The 20,140-nt window shown below is 62.6% G+C and carries 17 protein-coding genes; 8 read left to right on the top strand and 9 right to left on the bottom strand.

Translation table 11 applies throughout. From position 1 onward, the window contains the following. Nucleotides 1-5 precede the first annotated feature (5 nt). From KVQ74_RS17665 to KVQ74_RS17680, 4 genes are all read right to left on the bottom strand, one after another. A complete protein-coding gene (locus tag KVQ74_RS17665) occupies nucleotides 6-347 on the bottom strand; it encodes a nuclear transport factor 2 family protein (RefSeq protein WP_217832460.1) in 342 nt (113 codons plus the stop codon). A gap of 52 nt (nucleotides 348-399) precedes the next feature. Beyond that, nucleotides 400-1,116, bottom strand: coding sequence for a helix-turn-helix transcriptional regulator (locus KVQ74_RS17670; RefSeq protein WP_217832461.1), 717 nt, complete (start codon nucleotides 1,114-1,116; stop codon nucleotides 400-402). A 151-nt stretch (nucleotides 1,117-1,267) separates the two neighbouring features. Continuing rightward, the gene (speB, locus tag KVQ74_RS17675) at nucleotides 1,268-2,227 is read right to left on the bottom strand and encodes an agmatinase (protein WP_217832462.1); all 960 of its coding nucleotides are present in this window, start codon (nucleotides 2,225-2,227) and stop codon (nucleotides 1,268-1,270) included. Between the two features lie 39 nt (nucleotides 2,228-2,266). Continuing rightward, complete coding sequence (locus KVQ74_RS17680; protein WP_217832463.1) at nucleotides 2,267-3,358, bottom strand: polyamine ABC transporter substrate-binding protein; 1,092 nt, start codon at nucleotides 3,356-3,358, stop codon at nucleotides 2,267-2,269. A 99-nt stretch (nucleotides 3,359-3,457) separates the two neighbouring features. Here KVQ74_RS17680 and KVQ74_RS17685 point away from each other — a divergent pair, with 99 nt between their 5' ends. The 4 genes from KVQ74_RS17685 to KVQ74_RS17700 all read left to right on the top strand — a co-directional run bounded on the left by KVQ74_RS17685 (nucleotide 3,458) and on the right by KVQ74_RS17700 (nucleotide 7,147). Continuing rightward, entirely contained in the window at nucleotides 3,458-4,366 is a 909-nt protein-coding gene (locus KVQ74_RS17685; RefSeq protein WP_217832464.1) for a LysR family transcriptional regulator, read from the top strand. A gap of 156 nt (nucleotides 4,367-4,522) precedes the next feature. After that, entirely contained in the window at nucleotides 4,523-5,989 is a 1,467-nt protein-coding gene (locus KVQ74_RS17690) for a nucleobase:cation symporter-2 family protein (RefSeq protein ID WP_217832465.1), read from the top strand. 79 nt (nucleotides 5,990-6,068) lie between these two features. Further along, a complete protein-coding gene (locus KVQ74_RS17695; RefSeq protein WP_217832466.1) occupies nucleotides 6,069-6,542 on the top strand; it encodes an LEA type 2 family protein in 474 nt (157 codons plus the stop codon). A gap of 53 nt (nucleotides 6,543-6,595) precedes the next feature. Beyond that, nucleotides 6,596-7,147, top strand: a complete 552-nt coding sequence (locus KVQ74_RS17700; RefSeq protein ID WP_217832467.1) for a GNAT family N-acetyltransferase — start codon at nucleotides 6,596-6,598, stop codon at nucleotides 7,145-7,147. Between the two features lie 12 nt (nucleotides 7,148-7,159). Here KVQ74_RS17700 and KVQ74_RS17705 read toward each other — a convergent pair whose 3' ends face one another. After that, a complete protein-coding gene (locus KVQ74_RS17705) occupies nucleotides 7,160-8,083 on the bottom strand; it encodes a carbon-nitrogen hydrolase family protein (protein ID WP_217832468.1) in 924 nt (307 codons plus the stop codon). 84 nt (nucleotides 8,084-8,167) lie between these two features. Here KVQ74_RS17705 and KVQ74_RS17710 point away from each other — a divergent pair, with 84 nt between their 5' ends. Then, the gene (locus KVQ74_RS17710) at nucleotides 8,168-9,082 is read left to right on the top strand and encodes a LysR family transcriptional regulator (protein ID WP_217832469.1); all 915 of its coding nucleotides are present in this window, start codon (nucleotides 8,168-8,170) and stop codon (nucleotides 9,080-9,082) included. A gap of 7 nt (nucleotides 9,083-9,089) precedes the next feature. On the opposite strand, the gene KVQ74_RS17715 is transcribed toward KVQ74_RS17710, so the two are convergent. Further along, nucleotides 9,090-9,344, bottom strand: coding sequence for a hypothetical protein (locus tag KVQ74_RS17715; protein WP_038363082.1), 255 nt, complete (start codon nucleotides 9,342-9,344; stop codon nucleotides 9,090-9,092). Nucleotides 9,345-9,496: 152 nt separating this feature from the next. On the opposite strand from KVQ74_RS17715, the gene KVQ74_RS17720 reads away from it, so the two are divergent. After that, the gene (locus KVQ74_RS17720; protein WP_217832470.1) at nucleotides 9,497-9,814 is read left to right on the top strand and encodes a DUF883 family protein; all 318 of its coding nucleotides are present in this window, start codon (nucleotides 9,497-9,499) and stop codon (nucleotides 9,812-9,814) included. Nucleotides 9,815-9,871: 57 nt separating this feature from the next. Here KVQ74_RS17720 and KVQ74_RS17725 read toward each other — a convergent pair whose 3' ends face one another. Next, nucleotides 9,872-10,903 carry an Ldh family oxidoreductase gene (locus tag KVQ74_RS17725; RefSeq protein WP_217832471.1) on the bottom strand — a complete coding sequence of 344 codons (1,032 nt, stop codon included), beginning with the start codon at nucleotides 10,901-10,903 and terminating at the stop codon, nucleotides 9,872-9,874. Between the two features lie 192 nt (nucleotides 10,904-11,095). Between KVQ74_RS17725 and KVQ74_RS17730 the strand changes: the two genes are divergently transcribed. Continuing rightward, nucleotides 11,096-15,850: a dermonecrotic toxin domain-containing protein gene (locus KVQ74_RS17730; protein ID WP_217832472.1), complete on the top strand. Its 4,755-nt coding sequence runs from the start codon at nucleotides 11,096-11,098 to the stop codon at nucleotides 15,848-15,850. A 65-nt stretch (nucleotides 15,851-15,915) separates the two neighbouring features. Here the strand turns inward: KVQ74_RS17730 and KVQ74_RS17735 are convergent, their stop codons facing one another. Next, nucleotides 15,916-16,185, bottom strand: coding sequence for a PepSY domain-containing protein (locus KVQ74_RS17735; protein WP_217832473.1), 270 nt, complete (start codon nucleotides 16,183-16,185; stop codon nucleotides 15,916-15,918). 154 nt (nucleotides 16,186-16,339) lie between these two features. Between KVQ74_RS17735 and KVQ74_RS17740 the strand changes: the two genes are divergently transcribed. Then, a complete protein-coding gene (locus KVQ74_RS17740) occupies nucleotides 16,340-17,341 on the top strand; it encodes a FecR family protein (RefSeq protein ID WP_217832474.1) in 1,002 nt (333 codons plus the stop codon). Nucleotides 17,342-17,527: 186 nt separating this feature from the next. On the opposite strand, the gene pvdQ is transcribed toward KVQ74_RS17740, so the two are convergent. Further along, the gene (gene pvdQ / locus KVQ74_RS17745; protein ID WP_217832475.1) at nucleotides 17,528-19,873 is read right to left on the bottom strand and encodes a bifunctional acylase PvdQ; all 2,346 of its coding nucleotides are present in this window, start codon (nucleotides 19,871-19,873) and stop codon (nucleotides 17,528-17,530) included. Nucleotides 19,874-20,140 lie beyond the last annotated feature (267 nt).

The following is a 20,140-nucleotide window of genomic DNA, read 5'->3' on the forward strand; positions in this document are numbered from 1 at the left end:
GACCGCTACAGGGAAATATCCAGCCGCGCGATTTTGCCCTGTTCGTTGAGCCGGAACGTGTAGCGCAGCTCCAGCGGACTGCCGGGGAACGTCCCGGAAATCAGCCCTTGCACCAGCACCTTGCCGGTGCGCTGCTGCACACCGAGGACTTCGACCCGTGGCTGGTAGCGTCGGGCGGTGTCTTGCATCCAGTGCGCGATGGCCTGCGGACCGATCTGATGACGGCCTTCGTCGAACACGTTGGCATCCTCGGCAAAAAAACTGGCGACCTGGGTCGTGTCGCGAGCGTTGGCCGCGTCGATGTAGGCCACGATGGCCGGGGCCAGTGTTGAGGCGGGATGGGACATGATTGCAGCTCCTTTTTGTCTGGTTCTGTCGCCATCGTAAAACAGCCCTGCGTCAGTTTTTGTCAGGAGTGAAGCGTCCGTTTTCGTCCAGTTGCATGTGCTTGTGCCAGGCCCGCAACAGGTCGCTGCGACGCCCCGGATAGCGCTCGCCCGCAAGGCTCGCGGCGGCGATCCGGTCGGTGCGAAAGGTTCGGTAGGCCTCACGCAATTCGCACCAGGCGACAATGATCCGCACCTCATTGAGAAACCCCAGCGCCAAGGGCCAGATCAGGCGTTGACTCGGCACCTGTTGGGCGTCGGCGTAATCGATGTGCAATTTGGCCTGATCGCGGATCGCGTGGCGGAATACATTCAGCGGCACGGCGTTCTGCGGGAAGCCGTAACCGGGCGGGCCGGGCATCAGGGTCGGATTGCGCATCGCCTCCTGAGCCTGCGGGTCAAGCACGGCGGCAATCTTCGCCAGCGCATCCGCCGCCGCTTTGCTCAACACCTCATCGCCACGCTGATCGACATAACGCAGGCCCAGGACGATCGCCTCGGTTTCGTCGGCATTGAGCATCAACGGCGGCAGAAACAAGCCACTGCGCAGCACATAACCAATCCCCGCCTCGCCATGGATCGGCGCACCGAGGGCGGTCAATTCGGCGATATCGCGGTAGAGCGTGCGCTCGGAGGTTTCCAGCTCGGCGGCCAGGGTCGCCGCCGTGACCGGCCGCTTCTTGCCGCGCAGTACCTGGAGCAAAGTCAGTAGACGAGTGGTACGCGACACGATAGGCAGGCCCTGTGCTGAAAAGTCGCCGGAGCTTAGCAGAGGCTGCTGTCAGAAACTGTCAGGAGGGCCGCCCTCATCGGAACATCGCCCCTCGCCCCCTCCCGAAGGAGAGGTCCGTTCCGATGAGGGGAAGCAAGTACACAACCCCTCAAACATCGACCTTGTGCCGCGCCGCATAGAGGCAAAGCATCTCCATCGCCAGCGTCGCCGCTGCCAGGGAGGTCACGTCGGCGTGGTCATAGGCCGGCGCGACTTCCACCACGTCCATGCCCACCAGATTGATCCCGCGCAACCCGCCAAGGATTTCCAGCGCCTGCACGGTGCTCAACCCGCCGCAAACCGGGGTTCCGGTGCCCGGTGCGAACGCCGGGTCAAGACAATCGATATCGAACGTCAGGTACACCGGGTTATCGCCGACCCGCGCGCGGATCGCCTCGACAATCGCCTCGCAGCCACGCCGATGCACCTGCCGCGCGTCCAGCACCTGAAAGCCCTGATGATCGTCATTGGTGGTGCGCAAACCGATCTGTACCGAGCGGGCCGGGTCCACCAGTCCCTCCCGCGCTGCGTGCCAGAACATCGTGCCGTGATCGACCCGCTTGCCCGCCTCGTCCGGCCAAGTGTCGCTGTGCGCATCGAAGTGGATCAGCGACAGCGTGCCGTGCTTGCGCGCATGGGCCTTGAGCAGCGGGTAACTGATGAAGTGGTCGCCGCCGAACGTGAGCATGGCGCTGCCGGCATTGAGGATGTGTTCGGCGTGGGCCTCGATGCTTTCCGGGATGCTGTGCGGCGCGCCGTAATCGAAGTCGCAATCGCCAAAATCAACCACCGCCAGATGATCGAACGGGTCGAACGCCCAAGGCCAGTGGCGTTCCCAGGCAATCCCGGTGGACGCCGCGCGAATCCCCCGAGGCCCGAAACGTGCGCCCGGACGGTTGCTGGTGGCGGTGTCGAACGGCACGCCGCTGACTGCCACATCGACACCGCGCAGGTCGCGGCTGTAGCGGCGGCGCATGAAACTGGTGATCCCGGCATAGGTGCTTTCGGCGGCGGTGCCGTAAAGGCTGTCGCGGGTCATGGCCTGATCGTTTTGCATTGGCACGTCCATCGATGTGCTCCCGGTCGTTATCAAGGTTGTTGTCACGGTTTATTGGCGGCTGCGGAAAGTCGTCCACAAGCGCGTGCGCTGGCGCATGTCCTTGAGGCTCATGCTGCGGTCGGCGTACAGCCGCTCGCGCACCTCGGGCTTCGGGTAGATATCCGGATCGTTGCGCACCGCTTCATCCACCAGCGGCGTGGCCGCCTGGTTGGCGGTGGCAAAAAACAGTGTGTTGGTCAGCGCCGCCACGGACTCCGGCCGCAACATGAACTCGACGAACGCCCGCGCGGCCTCGGGATGCGGCGCGTCCTTGGGGATCGCCAGGTTGTCCTGCCAGACCAGCGTGCCCTCTTTCGGAATGCGGTAAGCGACTTCGAACGGCTTGTTGGCCTTGCGCGCCTGATCGGCGGCCATGCTCGCGTCGCCGTTGTAGGTCAGGGCCAGGCATACACTGCCGTTGGCCAGGTCATTGATCTGGCGGCCCGTGGCGACGTAGAGCACCGAAGGCTGAAGTTTCTGCAACAAGGCTTCAGCGGCGGCCAGATCCTGCTTGTCGGTGCTGTAGGGGTCCTTGCCCAGGTAATGCAGCGCCAGGCCGATCACTTCCTGGGGCGAGTCGAGGATCGCGATCCCGCAATCCTTGAGCTGGCTGGCATATTCCGGCTTGAACAGCAGATCCAGGCTGTTGAGCGGTACATCGGGCAAGCGCTGCTTCACCGCCTCGACATTCATTCCCAGGCCGAGCGTGCCCCAGGTGTAAGGCACGCCGTAGCGGTTGCCGGGGTCGACGGCGGCGAGTTTTTCCAGCAAATCCGGATCGAGATTGGCGTAGCCCTTTAACCCCTCGTGGGGAATTTCCTTCAGGGCACCCGCCGCCAATCCCCGGGCCAGCACGCTGGAGGACGGCACCACCACGTCATAACCGCTACCGCCGGTGAGCAATTTGGTTTCCAGCACCTCCGAGGTGTCGAAGGTGTCGTAGCGCACATGAATGCCGGTTTCCTGCTCGAAGCGTTGCAGGGTTTGCGGCGCCACGTAATCGGCCCAACTGTAGAGATTGAGGGTTTGCTCCTCGGCCTGGGCGGCCAGGGAGGCACTGAGCAACAACGCGGGGAAACACAGCTTGAAAGCGGGAGCCATGACGTACACCTGACCGGAGGAAGTGGTTGCAGGATGCGCCGTGGTTTACATTGCAAAAATATCAAGTTTGTTAACCTGACTTTATCCGAAGGTAATGTGATGCTCGGCCAACTCCACGATGTCGATCTGCAACTGCTGCGCCTGTTCGTCAGCGTGGTCGAGGCTGGCGGCTTCAGCGCCGCCCAAGGCGATCTGGGCCTGAGCCAATCGAGCATCAGTCAGCAAATGGCCAGGCTGGAAACCCGCCTCGGCTATCGCCTGTGCAGTCGCGGCAAAGGTGGGTTCAGCGTGACGCCCAAGGGCGAGCAACTGCTGATTGCCATCCGCAGCCTGTTCCAATCCATCGAAACCTTCCGCCATCAGTCCAACGGCGTCGCCGGGCGTCTGATCGGCGAAGTGCGGCTGGGGTTGTCGGAAGCGGTCGACCAATCGGTGCTGCAACGGGTCGCCGAAGCCATCCGCCACTTTCGCGAGCGCGACGAGTCGGTGCGCATCGAATTGATCAGCGCCATGCCCGGCGAGATGGAGCGACTGCTGTTGCAACAACGGCTGGACCTGGCGATCGGGTATTTTTCCCTGGCGCAAAGTGCCTTCGATTACCGCGAACTGTTCCGCGAAACCCAGCACCTGTATTGCGCCGCCGGCCATCCGCTGTTTACCGACGAGGCCCCGGACGATGCCGCGTTGCAGGCCTGCGACCGGGTCGACCATCCGTACCGGTTCCTGCGCACTGACGAGCCGTTTCAGGGCAAGGTCTGCTCGGCGCGCTCGGAGCAGGTCGAGGGGACACTGGCGTTCATTCTGTCGGGCAAGCACGTCGGCTATTTGCCCAGCCATTACGCGCGCCGATGGCAAGACAGAGGGTTGCTGCGGCCGGTGCGCGAGGGTGAATTGAGTTTCGAGGTGGCATTCCACCTGGCGCGGCATCGGGCACAGGTGCCGGGGGACGCGCAGATGGCGTTCGAAGAGGATCTGTTGTCATCCTTTAGTCGAAGCGGATGGCATTGATCGGCGGCTGCGTTCCCACGCTGGCGTGCGGGAGCGATCATCGCCCATAAAAGCTGACCTTTCAGGCAATTTTATTGCGTTGCCCTCGCCGCCCTCTTCCGGCATCCTGCGCCTCCATTTTCTGACCCGGCCCCGCTTTGCGGCACGCACACCACCATGACCGTCTCTGAAAAAGTCTCGCGCAACAACGATCTGCTCTACGGCCTCAACGACCGCCCGCACTTCACCGCCACCGTATTTGCAGCCCTGCAACACGTACTGGCCAGCTTCGTCGGCATCATCACCCCGACCCTGATCATGGGCGGCGCCCTTGGCCTGCAGAGTGAAATCCCGTACCTGATCAGCATGGCGCTGTTCGTTTCCGGCCTCGGCACCTTTGTTCAGGCCCGACGCTTCGGCCCCATCGGCTCCGGTCTGTTGTGTCTGCAAGGCACCAGTTTTTCCTTTATCAGCGTGATTCTCAGTGCCGGGTTCATGGTCAAGGCCCGGGGCGGCGGCACCGATGAGATCCTTTCGACGATCTTCGGCGTGTGCTTTTTCGCCGCCTTCATTGAAGTGGTGCTGAGTCAGTTCATCGGCAAACTGCGCATGCTGATCACCCCGGTGGTGACCGGCACCATCATCACCCTGATGGGACTGTCGCTGATCAAGGTCGCCATGACCGACATCGCCGGCGGCTTCGGTGCGGCGGATCTGGGTGCGGCCAGTCATGTGTTCCTGGCGGCGCTGGTGCTGGGCACCATCGTGGTGTTGAATCGGGTCGATGTGCCGTTTCTGCGCCTGGGCGCGATTGTCATCGGCCTGACCCTGGGTTACGGAGTGGCGTGGATGATGGGCAGCGTGGACTTCGCCAGCCTGCCTGAAGTGCCGCTGGTCAGCATACCGGTGCCGTTCAAGTACGGTTTCAACTTCGACTGGGTGGCGTTCGTGCCGGTCGCGGTGATTTTCCTGGTGTCGCCCCTGGAAGCCGCCGGCGACCTGACCGCCAACTCGATGATTTCCCGGCAACCGGTCAAAGGCCCGCTGTACATCCGAAGGATCAAGTCCGGGCTGCTGGCCGACGGCCTCAATTCGGCGATGGCGGCGGTGTTCAACAGCATGCCGATGGTGACCTTCGCCCAGAACAACGGGGTGATTCAGCTCACCGGCGTCGCCAGTCGTTACGTGGCGTTCTTCATTGCCGGCCTGCTGGTGTTGCTGGGGCTGTTCCCGATGATCGGCGCGGTGCTGCAACTGATGCCGAAACCTGTACTCGGCGGCGCCGAACTGGTGATGTTCGGCACCGTGGCCGTGGCCGGGATCAAGATCCTCGCCGAAGCCGGCCTGCATCGGCGCAACATGCTGATCGTGGCAATTTCCATCGGCATGGGCCTGGGCATCGCCGCCGTGCCGGAAGTGCTGCGCGAACTGCCGCAGGCACTGCGCAACATCTTCGAATCGCCGATCACCGTCGGTGCCCTGTGCGCGATCGTGCTGAACATCTTCCTGCCGGAAGAGTTCATCGAGCTGGAAGAGGATGACTTCGACCCGGAAGCCTCTATCCTGCAAGTCATGGAAAACCCGGAAATCCCGGCCAAGGCTGAACCCGCGCCGGCACCTGCGGTCGCACAGTTGAACCGCTGATCCTGCCCGCTCAACGACAAAGGGCTGAACCGGTGGCGGTTCAGCCCTTTTTTATTGGAGTCCATTGGTGGAGAGCTTCATGCGCCGCATCCAAGCCGTCATCCTGTCCTTGCTTCTGTTGTCCCTCAGTGCTTGCGCGCTGTTCCCCAACCGCGACCCGGTAAACATCAACGTGGTCGGCCTCGAACCACTGCCGAGCCAGGATCTGGAAGTACGCTTCGCCATCAAGCTGCGCGTACAGAACCCCAATGAAACGCCGATCGACTACAACGGCATAGCCCTGGACCTGGAGGTCAACGGCCGCCCGCTGGCGTCGGGCGTGAGTGATCAGAGCGGCTCGATCCCGCGTTTCTCGGAAACCATCGTCAGCGTGCCGGTGAGCATTTCGGCGTTCTCGGTTCTGCGCCAGACCCTCGGCCTGAGCCAGACCCAAACCCTCGACAACCTGCCCTACGTGCTGCGCGGCAAACTGGCCGGCGGCGTGTTCGGCACCATGCGCTTCACCGACACCGGCAAGCTCAGCCTGCCACGCGCCAGTGCCGCAACCTGGTAAAGATGCGGTAGCCTCCAGCGTTCAGTATGGACACACAGGGAGGCAAGTGGTTTATGGAAGCGATACCTACGTTGTACACCGAGCGGCTGATCCTGCGACCGCTGGAACTGGCCGATGCCGACGCCGTCCAGGCGCAGTTCCCGCACTGGGAAGTGGTGCGTTACCTCAACGCCCAGGTGCCCTGGCCCTACCCGGAGGACGGCGCCCTCACCTACCTGCGCGACATCGCACTGCCGGCCATGGCCGCCGGCAAGGAATGGCACTGGTCGATTCGCCTCAAGTCCGCGCCGGAGCAGTTGATCGGCAATGTCAGCCTGATGGATCAACCGGACAATCACCGTGGCTTCTGGCTGGGGCCGGCGTGGCAAGGCCAGGGGTTGATGACCGAGGCCAGCGCGGCGGTGACCGAATACTGGTTCGAAACCCTCGACCGTCGTGTGATGCGCGTGCCGAAAGCGGCGCCGAACATCGCTTCGATCAACCTCTCCGAACGGACCGGCATGCGCCTGATCCGCAGCGATGAAGACGACTTCGTCGGCGGCCGCTTTCCTCGACAGATCTGGGAGATGACCCGGGAGGAATGGCGGGGGTTACGGGGGAAGTGACATGCCCCCACCTCAACCGTTAAAACGCACGCCAGGCTTGGCACGCTCGTCGACGTTGAGCTCAAAGATGTCCGGCCGCGCATAATGACCCACGACATCGTAGTCGTAACGCGCACGGACCAGTTCATCCGTGTCAATTTCAGCCGTCAGCAACCCCGCCCCGCCCTTCAGCGGCCCGGCCAGCACATCGCCCATCGGCCCGACGATCACGCTGCCGCCAGCGATCAACGGCCGATCCGCCGGCCAATTGGCGATTTCCAGGCCCAACGCGTTCGGCGAGTCCTGCACCTGGCAGGCGCTGACCACAAAGCAGCGCCCTTCATGAGCGATGTGGCGCATGCTGACCTGCCACATCTCGCGCTCGTCCACGGTCGGCGCGCACCACACCTCAATGCCCTTGGCGTACATCGCCGTGCGCAGCAGCGGCATCATGTTTTCCCAGCACACCACGGCACCGAGCTTGCCGACCTGAGTGTCGAGCACCGGCAGCGTCGAGCCGTCGCCCTTGCCCCAGATCAGCCGTTCGGTGCCGGTCGGCATCAGTTTGCGGTGTTTGGCGACCAGACCGGCCTGCGGATCGAAATACAGCACGGTGCAATACAAGGTGCTGCCCGCGCGCTCGATCACGCCAATCACCAGGTTGGCCCCGGTGCGCGCCGAGAGCCCGGCCAGCGCATCGGTTTCAGCGCCCGGCACGTCAATGGCATTGGCGAAATACCGCGCGTAAGCGTCCCGACCTTCGGGCAAGCGATAGCCCAATTGCGTGCCAAAGCCCTCGCCCTTCGGGTAGCCGCCCAGCAATGCTTCGGGCATCACCACCAGCGCGGCGCCGGACTCGGCGATTGCCGCTTCCCAGCTCAGAATCTGCTCCAGGGTTTCACCCTTGCCACCGGGCAAGGCGCCGATTTGCAGGGCGGCAACGATTGATTTGGGCATGACATTCACTCCAGCGGGTTCAGGTGTTGCTCATTCTCCGGCGCCACGGGATCATGAATAAAGCCCGATCCACTGCTGAATGATATGAACCAAATGAATATCGCAACCGTCGATCTCAACCTGTTGAAAGTCTTCGAAGCCCTGCACGAAGAGTCCAGCGCCAGTCGCGCCGCCCTGCGCCTGGGCGTGACCCAATCGGCGGTCAGCGCGGCGTTGCGCCGGCTGCGCGAGGTCTATGGCGATCAGTTGTTCGTGCGCACCGGGCGCGGGCTGGCGCCGACACTCAAGGCCAATCAGTTGAAACCGGTGGTCAGCGATGCGCTGAACAAATGCCGGCAGAGCCTGGCGATGGTCGATCCCTCGGCCCACCATTACGACGGTCGTTCGGTCACCGTCGGACTTTCGGACGATTTCGAGATCGCTTACGGCCGGCGCCTGATCGAGGAAATCGCCATCAGCGCACCGAAGCTGCGCCTGATTTTCCGCCAGACCCACAGCCAGATCGTCGCCCGTGCCCTGATGGAGCGCAGCATCGACCTGGCGATCACCGCCGGCGGTTTTGCCGAGCGTCTGCTCAGTCGTCAGGTGTTGGGTGAAGGGGGTTATGCGTGCCTGGTGGACCCGGCGAGCCTTGCACCGGGCCAGCAGCAGATCGAACTGGAAGAGTTTGTCGCCCGCGAGCACATTCTGGTGTCGTCCGGCGGGTTCATCGGCATCACCGATGAAGGGTTGGCGGCCGTGGGCCTAAGTCGCCGGGTGTGCGCCTCGACCACGCACTTTGCCGCCCTGCCGCACCTGCTCAAGGGCAGCGAGGCGGTGGCGACGATCCCGAGCCATGCCGCCGAGGCCATCGCCGCGCTCAGCGGACTGGCGCTGCTGCCCTGCCCGCTGAACCTGCCGCGCTATCCGGTGGAACTTGGTTGGCGCACCAGCACACAGATCGATCCGGTGGTGCTCAAGGTGCGTGAAGCGATCGCCGCCAGTTTCGCGGCGGGCTGAGAGGTTGTTACTTGTTGGCAGCCATCAGTCGGTTGACCTCGCTGCGCACCATGTTGGCGAACTCCGGCGGCGACATGCCGTCCAGTTCCGCACGTACCCACTCGGCCCATTTGCCCTTGCGCTTGGCGCGCTCGCCGAACAACCGTGCGGCTTCGCCCTTGGCTTTGCCCAAGTTGTTTTGCCAGAGTTCGAACAGACGGGATTTCTCGTCTTCCAGCGCGGCGCGCTCTGCGAGGGATTTGTCGGCCAGATTGAAACTCATGGGGAATTACCTGTTGCGTAAAATTGGCGACATCTTACACGCTGCAAGGAAATCTCCCGCGAAGGATTTCTTCTCGAACAAATCCGGTGCAACTTTTACAAAGCCGCCACACTCCATTGATCACTGTCCATTCACCTGCAAGGAGTCACCCAATGGCCCGAAAAACCACCGTGCAAGCCGCTGAAGACCAAATCAAGGATCAAGTCTTCAGTGAACTCCAGGCGCTGATCCAGGAGTCGGAGAAGCTGCTCAACAGCAGTGCCTCGCTGGTTGGCGAGGAAGCGGAGACCCTGCGCGGGCAGATCGCCCAGAAATTGCAGCAGGCACTGGATTCGGTTTCCAGTGTGCGCGAGCGCACCAAGCCTGCGGTGGACGCCACCGAAACCTACATCGGCGGGCACCCGTGGCAGACCGTGGCGATTTCGGCCGGCTTCGGCCTGGTGGTCGGGTTGTTGCTGGGACGTCGCTGAATCCGGCGCAAAAAAAGGGCGGGCCATAGGGCTCGCCCTTTTCATGTCCGCTGCGTTTCACTCCCCGGCCAGCTCGCGCAATTGCGCCAGGGTCTGCTCGTCCAGCACGATCCCGTTGGCCAGCGATTTGGCCCGCTGCAAGTGCCGTCGATCCCCCGGCAAGCGCTTGAGCCCTACCCCGTGCATCTGCCGCACCAGTTCCTGGCTGCGCTCGGCAAAGCTCTGCCCGGCGGATTTGCTCGGGTCGATGACGATCAGCAACTGCCCGGTCCACGGCGATTTCGCGCCGGGATGGTTCTTCCAGTCGAATTCGAACGAGAAGTTGCCACCGGTCAGGGCGGCGGCCAGCAGTTCCACCATCATCGACAACGCCGACCCTTTGTGTCCGCCGAAGGGCAGCAATGCGCCACCTTCGAGAATCGCTTTCGGATCGCAGGTCGGCTGACCGAGACTGTCCACGCCCGTCCCCTCCGGCAGTTTTTCGCCTTTGCGCGCAGCGATCTGCACGTCGCCGTGGGCAATGGCGCTGGTCGCCAGGTCGAACACGATGGGCGCGCCGTCGGCCCTGGGGGCGGCAAAGGCAATCGGGTTGGTGCCGAACAACGGCCGGTCGGCACCGTGGGGCACCACGCAGGTCATGCTGTTGACCACGCTGAGCGCCACCAGACCTTCTTCGGCGAAAGGTTCGACATCCGGCCAGAGTGCGGCGAAGTGATGGGAGTTGCGGATCGCCAACACGGCAATCCCGGCGCTGCGGGCCTTTTCAACCAGCAGCGGGCGTGCCGCCGCCAGCGCAGGCTGGGCGTAACCGTTGTCGGCATCGACCCGCACGAACCCCGAGGCAACGTCCTCGACCTTGGGCACGGACTTGCCGTTGACCCAGCCGCTGTTCAGGGTCGAGACATAACCGGGAATCCGGAACACGCCATGGCTGTGAGCGCCATCACGTTCGGCGCTGGCACAGTTGGTGGCGAGAGAGCGTGCGACCTCGGCGGAGGTGCCGTGACGCAGGAATATGGTTTCCAGCAATCGGGTCAGCGCTTCGACTGACAGAGTGGACGCAGAAGCATGATCGTGTGGCGCAGACATCTGAAGCTCCAGAATAATTATTGGAGGGAACAACAGCGTACGAACAAGGTGCGAGTCGATTAATCCCGTGCGCCCCTTCGCGTGTCAACCCCGCAATAGCGCCCGGCGTGCAATATCTATGTACCACCTGCGTTGCCCGCGCGATTCCTACTCTCAAGCCTCGATCAACTCATCGCCCTGCGAGGCTCGACGATGTCCGCCCCTGAAAAACCGCTGCTGTTTCCCGAAGCCTTCGACGCACCCGGTCTGTGGAAAGCGCTGGGCACACTCCATGACCTGACGGAAAAGGACTTCCGCTGGCTGGCCCATGCCAGGCTCGCCAGCGATACCCTGCGTAGTCAGCAGACACCACCGATGCGGGCCGAACGTATCCTGCTGACCGCCGACAAGGAAATCCCGGTGCAACTGCCCGGCAGCTTCGTGCTCGGCGCCACCCCCGACGACAACGGCGAAATCCTCTACACCCCGTTTGCCGGCCTGGAAAAATTCAGCGATCGCGCCGCCCTGCAGGAAACACTCGAAGAGCGTCTGAACAAGGCTGAGGAAGCGGATGATCTGTTGGCGTTTTTTTCCCTGGTGCAGCGCAAGCGGCTGCTGGATGCCGGCGGCATTTCACTGAGTTTCGAAACCATTGAACGCAGCACCTCGCTGCTGACCGCGTTGCAGCTCAATGCCCAGACCCTGTGCGACGAACTCAGGCAGTTGCCATCGCTGGGCAACATGCTCGAGAGCGCCCTGGATGAACTGCTCGAACCGGCGTTCGGCAACGTTCGACAGAGTGGAACGCGAGTGACATTCCACGCGGCCGACAAGGGCCAACCGACGACCACAAGCGACGCCACGAGCCTGACCGAAGCGGTGCTGATCCATTACCGCCACCAGTCCTGGCCGGATCACCGCCCCCGCGAATTCTCCAACTCCGGCCACACCTCGACACCTGCGGATCGCCTGCGCTGGGAAGAGGCTGTCGTCACGGCATCGAGCAAGCTGCCGATCCTGCTGTTCCGGCAACTCGATGAATATTGGCATGCGCCCTCTGTCGACGGCTCGCCGCGTTGCACGCTGTTTCGCCAGATGCTCGAAGACCAGGCTCGCACCGAACTGATGCTCAAGCGCGATGCCCGGGTGCTCGACGCGCAACAGTTCCAAACCCTGGTCAAACGCCTTCGACCGGACAGCGAGGCAAACCCCGCTCTGGTGCTCGAAACCGTGCGCTTGTGGGAATACCGGCCCAATTTCATCGAGCTGGCCGGTTCACTGATGGTCAGCGGCACGTTTGCCTGCCTGTACACGCCGTCCCAGGGGCTGCAAATGCTCAAGGATTACGCCGATCTCAAGACCACCCTGCAAGCCAAGTTCCTCGCCCCCGGCCACGAGGACGAATTGTATGCGCTGCTGGGCCTGGACGAACGCAACCGGTTTCTCGGCTTCGACCAGCCCCAGGTATCCGGCGCGAGGCTCGCGGGCAATGTGTTCAACACCCTGTTCGAGGCGATTCTCGCCAAGCAGCGGCAGAACGTCGAATACGCCTTGCAGGTGTTCCGGCACAGCGATGGCGCCGTCGAACTGCATGCGCTGTTCGACAAGGCGCTGGACATCCGCTCGATGATTCATGAACGGCTCATGCCCCTGAATGTCGGCGGGCGCTGGAGCACCAGCCCGGCCCTGTCCGGGAGCCAGCAACCATCCATTGTCCTCGCGGATACGGCCATGGCGGCGGTGAAGACGTTCAACAGCATCGAATGGCCGATCAGCCAGGACTTCAGCGTCCAGCCCCTCGCCCCCTCCGTCGAACAACGTCGCCACCTGGACGCCATGAAGAGCCAACTGGCCCACGCGCTGTTTGTCGGCATCAGGGGCGAAGCCCGGCTCAGGGCGCTCAATGGCAGCCTGCCGAAAGCGGCGAAGGCCATGGTCGAAACGGTGTTCGACGCCGACCGGCCGTCGCGCGAGGAACGCCTGGCACTCAACGGCTTCCGCCCCGATGCCTACTCGCTCACCGTGACCGCGCCTGGCGACAGACGTCTGTTGCCGCTGGCCGGTTGCGTGCTGATCACCGAGCGTGGCGGACTCGATACCGCTCACTCGGGACGCGCCGTCCTGTGGACACCGGCCCTTGGGCTGGAGCTGTTCGGCAATGTGGCAACGCTGCGCAAAGTGCTGGACCGGCGGCTGCTCGACAGCGTTCAGCGCCTGACGCTGGTGGAGAACCTTGCGCCCACCCGGCAACACTTCCACCAGCGCTATACGCTCGGGCCGTTGAACCTGATTCCGGACAACGTGCTGTATCACTGCGCGCAGTCGGGGATCGACCACTTCATGGATCGCTGCGATCAACTGCGCACGCGGATCACCGAGCCGGCCCGACAAGGTCCGGCCCTGCTCACGCAGCTCAAAACGCCGATCATCAGCAACCTGCAACGGGCGAAGGCGCATGCCCAGGCCATCAGCCAACAGCAGACCCTGCCCGCGTGGCTGAGCATGGCGTCGCCGGAAGCACAGCGGTTGCATGTCGAGTTGCTGGAGCAGTGGCGTCACAGCGTTCCAGACAGCAAGGACTATCTGGACGGCGTCACCCCGCTCGACAGCTACGTCGCCGAGACCCTGAAAGCCCTGCTCGACAGCCGATTCCCGGGGAGCGATCTTGATCCGAGACAAATAGAAATCACGCCGAACCTGGCACTGGCCGGCCCGGCCCGCAATCTGGTCGAATTTGCTCAGGATCACGTCAACGTCGCCCAGGGCACCGGGTTCAAGGTGACCTCCAATACCGGCAAGGCCTTGCCGGACAACCTGGATCAGACGGCCGTTCGCCAATTGCTGTCGTCCCTGGCGATCGCCAGCACCTACAGCGCAAAAGTGACGGACGCGCTGACGGCCAACGATGCCGAGGGCCGTGCGCGCAAACAGCGTTTTATCCGCCAGCTACCCTGGCAACTGCTGCAACACGCCCACGCCCTGCAGTTGCAACAGCAACTGTCCGCCAGCGCTTTCGACTGCCTCCTGCAAATATTCGACATGCCGGACGGCATCGCCCGGGCGACGGTGCAAGGTGCCCACGGGACGATCTCGCCGCTCTCTCTGGTCAAGACAACCGGCTCCAGCGCGGTCACCGCTCAGGGTCTGTACCTGATCGAATGCGCCGGGCACAACGCAGCGCAGACGCTGCTCACGCTGTACGGCGGGCCGCTGTTTCGGGAATTTGAAAATGAAGCGGCGCTGATCGCCGCCTTCAACACCCCGGGTGAATTGCAGGATCTGCTGCTGCGGCGTCTGCCGGACGCGGAACAGGCCGGATTTCGCAACCTGCTCCAGTCCAGCCGCGGGCAGGTCAGCGAAATCAGCCTGTCCGGGCAGCCCATCGACGGCAACGCACTGGAGCAACTGTTCGAGGACAACACCCGCCTGCTCAAGCACATGCTCGGCTGCCAGGCGCAACGCAATGCTCAATCCGACTGGGAAACGGCGAAAACCCTGGTGGCCAAGGCCATCAGGCAGGTGCCCGGACCGCTGCCGGGCAAACTGTCCTATATCCCTCTGCTCTGGCAAGCCTATGAAAAGTTCAAGGGCTCGGCCCAAGCCCTGCAAGACCATCACTGGATGCGCGCACTGAAAAACTTTGTCGACGGCGCCGCGCAGATGGTTCAGGTCGCGTTTCTGCCGCTGGAACCGGAAGTGTCGGCCATCGAATCCTTCGTTGAAGGCGCGGCGCAAAAGATCGAGGTGCCCGGCTGGTCGCGCATTCGCCCGACCTCCTCGCTGCGCACCCGCTTGCAGCCGTTCGAAACCAGCGCCGTGGCGCTGAAGGATCTGACGCTTGCGCGCAAGGACGGCACTTACAGCCACTCGTTCAGCAACCGCACCTATGCCGCCGTCGCCGGCAAGGTTTATCAGGTGGTCAAGAACGGTTCCGACTGGCAAATGGCGCACGATGACCTGCGCGGCCCGATATTGGTCAACAGCGCCGGCAACCAAGTGCTGAATCCGGCTCGACACATTGTCCAGTACGGCAAGGCCATCTCGAAAATGTACGACCGCTACACCACCGAACGCGAGCGTCGGGAAATCTTCAACATCGAAGCCGAGGGCATGGACGAGATCCGCAACAAACACCCGCACAAGGCCCGGATGCTGATGCGCGCCCTGGATCTGGCACGCTTTTACGCGTTCAACTGCCTGCACAATCTGGCGGTGTTCAACCACGAATTGTCCGGCACCCGGTTGCACACGTTGATCAAGGGCGTTTTCGATGTTCCGCAGATCGGTATCGGCCTGCTGGACAAGCTCAAGAAGTCGATCATTCCGATCTGCAAGGCCTTGGTCGACCCGACTGAAGATTGGCTGAACAGCGATCGTTTCGTCGTCGGCTCGAACAAGTTCTACTCCGACGTGATCGCGTTCGTACTCGACGGCGATGCGAAGAAAAAGGTGCACTTCACCGAGAAGTTCTTCGATCAGCAACTGGACTGGTACAAGTCAGGCCTGACCGATCCGCTGGACGTCGACAGCCATGCCCAGGCCGCCACGCTGATTCATGAGTTTGCCCACCAGTTCAGCAAGGCCCTGGACATTGCCTCGATGGAGGCGCGGCGACCGTTTACCGATCTCATCTCGACGGTCACCGGCTACGGTTTGGCCCAGAAGGAGAGTCAGCAACGATATCAACGCCAGGCCCTGTCGCTTGCCACGCCCCGTGAAGCCTTGTTCTGCATCTGGAACGAGCCGCTCAAGACCTGGCTCAGCGTCGACAACATCAGCGCGTTATCCAGTGTGGCCAAGACCATTCTCGAACTCACCGGCAAACCGACCCTCAAGGAAGCGCGTCAGGCGTTTTACGATCAGAACAGTCCCGATGCGCGAATCAACGTGATTTTGCGCAACGCCGATTCGCTGGCCTTTCTGATCTGCGGCATGGGCAGGCAACTGGACCCGGTGCCGTCTCCCTGAATCCGCCGCAAAAAAAAACGCAGGTCAATGACCTGCGCTGTTTATTCGTTGAGCGGACAGCGGGATCAGTCCTTCTGGTCCCGCAACACATTGCCCGAGGCGCCATCGATGCGGAATTCATAGACGACGCCATCGGCCTTGCGCCCTTCGCCCTTCCAGTACCCGTTGTTGTCGGCTTCGATTTCATAGACCTCGACGTAACCGGCCTTGGTCTTGACGGTTTCGATCGCTTTCTCGATCGTGATCCACCCGGCTCCCGGACGATCGGCCAGCGCGGCACCGGCACTCAGCAGACCGACAGCAGCAATCAGCGCGGCAAAGGTTGTTTTGATCATTTTTTCACTCCATTTGTGGATAGTGTGCAAAGGACGTCCTGGTTTTTGGGCGCTTGCGTGAAAAATAAGTTCCAACTTTGATGGGTAATTGCCATGACGGTTGTTCTCGGCACCTTGCCGTCAAGGGTAGAATGCGCGAAATCAGGACGAGTCAATGACCCAAGAAACCCTTTCGGAAGCCGAATACGATGCAATCACCGATGCCGCCGCGCATTGGTGCATGCGTCTGCATGCCGTCGACTGCACAGCCGAGGAGCGCCGTGAGTTCGAGCAATGGCACGCGGCGCATCCGCTGCACGCATTCGAATACGAAGCCATGCTGGAAATCTGGGAAGTCGCCGAGCATCTGCCGCGCCCCGAACCGGTGGCCACGCCGGTGCCGCTCAAGCCTGCCCGCACCTGGCGCCAGTACGCCGTGGCAGCCGGCGTCTGCGCGCTGGCGCTGCCCTTGGCGGCGTATACCGGCTGGAGCCTCGGCTGGCTGCCCAACAGCTATCAGCACTTCGCGGCGTCGGACAATGTCCGCCAGATCAACCTGGCCGATGGCAGTCAGGTCGAACTGAACCTGAACACCGACCTGACCTTCACCAACTACAAGAACGAGCGCCGGGTCACCCTGAACAAGGGCGAGGCGTTCTTCGAAGTCAGCCATGACAGCAATCATCCGTTCATCGTGCGCGCAGGCGAAGGCCGGATCCGCGTGACCGGCACCCGGTTCAACGTGTGGATGTATGAAGATCAGGTACGGGTCAACCTGGTCGAAGGCTCGGTGCTGGTCACCAGCAACACCGCATTGAACGGCGACGGTCTGCGCCTCGGCCCGTCGATGCAGGCGCGCTACAAGCACGGCGATTACATGCCGCAGATCAGCCAGACCTATGCCAACGACACCTCCCTGGCGTGGCTCAACGGCAAACTGGTGCTGAACGACCTGCCACTGAGCGAGGCGCTGCCGCTGATCAACCGCTACCTCGACAAGCCCTTGATGCTCGCCGACAACAGCAGCGGCTCGATCCGGATCGGCGGTGTCTACAACATCAAGCAGCTCAATGGCCTGATCGGCTCACTGCCCAAGGTCTTGCCGATCTACCTGACGCGCAACAGCGACGGCAACCCGGTCATCAACCCGCTGCCGCAGCATTCGCCAAAAAACTGAGAGTCGCCAACCTGTGGCATTGAATCTGCGCGGATCTGAAAACCGCGCAGACGTCCCCACTCATCGGAACGCCGCCCGCCCAGCCCGCTCCCGGAGGGAAACGGCCAGGGTGAGGGGCTACGCTCCAATCGTCACCCCTCTCCCGGAAAACAGCCCCCGGCCTTTGCGGCACGGAGGCCAAACACCTTATTTCGCCGCCACTTTCCCCACCTTCTCCGCCGACTCACGAACACTCTGCAACTGATACTGCGGATCCGCCTTGATCTGTTGCTCGGTGAACGGCAGCACGCTCCACTGCTTCTTCGAGAACGCTTCGGTCTGGTCCCGCGAGTACTTCGACGCCGGATCGCTGGACAGCGAGAACGCCAGCAGTCCTTGGGCATGCGGTCCCTTGTCGTCGAAGGTCACCACTTGCAGATAGCTGGTGCCGCTGACCACTTCAAGCCTGCCGTCTTCACGTGGCACGCTCTGGATCGCGTTGTAGATCCCCAGCGTACCCGGCCCGCCGTGAATCGGCGTCTGCTGCCCGCCGCTGCTGACCACCTGGACATCGCCCCAGCGCATATCCGGTTGCAGGCCCATCTTCGCGGTCATCTGCGCCGATGCCAGCATCGCTTCACGCACAGCCTTCGCCACAGCCGCCTGTTCGATGGCAAGGCCGCGCGGGGTGTGTTGCGCATCCTTGGGATCGAACGCCACGCGCCACACGTCCGGCGACTCCTGCAAGGCCTGCATGATGTTCTGGAAATGCACCAGCCCGACGCCGGAATCCAGATTCGCCCGGCCGTCCCAGCCCTTCAGACTGGCGCAGACCGGTTTGAGTGCGGTCGCATCGGCGCCCAGGTCAGCGGCGCAGAACTTCAACAGGTCCGGCATGACCTGGCCCGCCAGATACACCTGATCGTCCATGACCATCTGTTGCAGATCTTTCACCGCCAGCGTGCCGGCCTTGCCCGGCGTTGCCAGTCGGCTCAGGGCGAACCGCGCGCGCAGCCCCAGCGGTTGGCCGTCCTGGCTGATCAGCGGCGAGAAACCGGTGAGCGGTTGCGCCGGGTTGGCCAGCCACGCCGAGTCGTTGGAGTGCTGAACGAAATCCTTGCGCAACAGTTGCGGCAACTGACTGGAGGCGTAGATGCCCTTCTGCGCCGCTTGCGGGTCGATGTCCCAGGCGCAGGCACTGTTGGAACCGTCGAGTACGATCATTTGCAGGCCGGCACGCGGATCGCTGCACTGGCCCAGTTTTTCAGCGCTGACGTTCGGCACCACCGAGAGGTTCATGTACAGCGTCTGGCCCTTGTCATCCACCGCCAGGGTGTTGACCCACGGGATGCCCTGGATCTTGTGGACGGAATCCTGCAACTCTTGAAGATTCGCCGCGCGGTTCATCGCATACCACTGCTTGAGCACGCGGTCGTTGTCCAGGTTGGCGTCGCGCAGGCTGAAGGCGTACTGGTGATCCCAGTCGAGCTTGCCCGGCCACTGCACGATCGGGCCGAACTGCGAGCTGTAGATGTCACGGGACACCGGCACCACTTGCCCGTCGGCCTGCTTCACTTGCACGGTCACGGTTTGCTTGCTCATCGGCAGCGACTTGCCGTCGAGCAGATAGCGCGTCGGGTCCTTCGGATCGAGTTGCAGGCGATACAGGGTGAAGTGCTTGGACGAGTCGACCGTGTGGGTCCAGGCCAGGTGCTGATTGAAGCCGATATTGATCATCGGCAGGCCGGGCAATGCGGCACCCATCACATCGAGCTTGCCGGGGATGGTCAGGTGCATCTGATAGAAACGCATGCCGCCGACCCACGGAAAATGCGGGTTGGCGAGCAGCATGCCGCGCCCGTTGAACGAGCGCTCACTGCCCACGGCCACGGCGTTGCTGCCCCGGTCCAGGGCGAAGCGTTGCAGGCGCGTGGAGGCCAGTTGATAGGCACGGTCATCGGCGTCGATGCGGGCGGTCGCCTGCGGCGGTGTAGCGCCCGCCAGAGCTTCGGCGAACTGACCGACGCCGCCCTCGACCAGCAGACGACGCGTCAGCTTCACCAGGTCTTCGGCAGCGATATCGCGCACCCATTCGCCCTGGCATTGCTGCGGCAGCCCCTGCTGCCGACGCTCGGCGAGGTACTGGTTGTAACCGGCGGCATAACCCTGCACCAGTTCACGCACTTCCACGGGTTGAGCCTGCCAGAACTCGCTCACCGCTTGCGGGGTGTTGAGCCAGGTGAAGAACAGATCGCTGACGCGGTTCTCGCGTTCTTCGACGGTGAACTGCTCAGGCCCGAAGTAACGCGAACGTTCGCCGTTGACCGTGACGATCTCGTTGGCCAGCAGGCACAGATTGTCCTGCGCGTAGGCATAACCGATGCCGAAGCCCAGACCACGCTCGTCCTGCGCGCGAATGTGCGGCACGCCAAAAGCTGTCCGGCGGATATCGGCGCCGGTCTGTGCGGCGGGACTCAACGCATGGGCGGACAGACTCAGTCCGAGAAACATACCGGCAAGGGCCAGTCCGGTTAATTGCCTGGAAATAATCACGCTCGCTCCTGATCGAAATGCCGAAGAGCGGAGGTCGCGCCGTGCCTGGACGGTAAAGGCGCGACAAGTCCGCTCCGGGGAAACACCCACACGCGTCCACGCGCAATGAGCCTGTTCAGGAAACGAAGCGGAGGAAAAAAATTTAACCGGCCGGACACCGGTCTGGCCCCGTGATTACGGAGAAACGACGAATTGGCGACAAATTTTCTACATTTCGCCCTTCATGATTTGTCGGGCTGATTCGTCTTTTACAGAGAGAGCACCCAA

The sequence above is a fragment of the Pseudomonas botevensis genome, assembly GCF_019145475.1.
Taxonomy (GTDB): domain Bacteria; phylum Pseudomonadota; class Gammaproteobacteria; order Pseudomonadales; family Pseudomonadaceae; genus Aquipseudomonas; species Aquipseudomonas botevensis.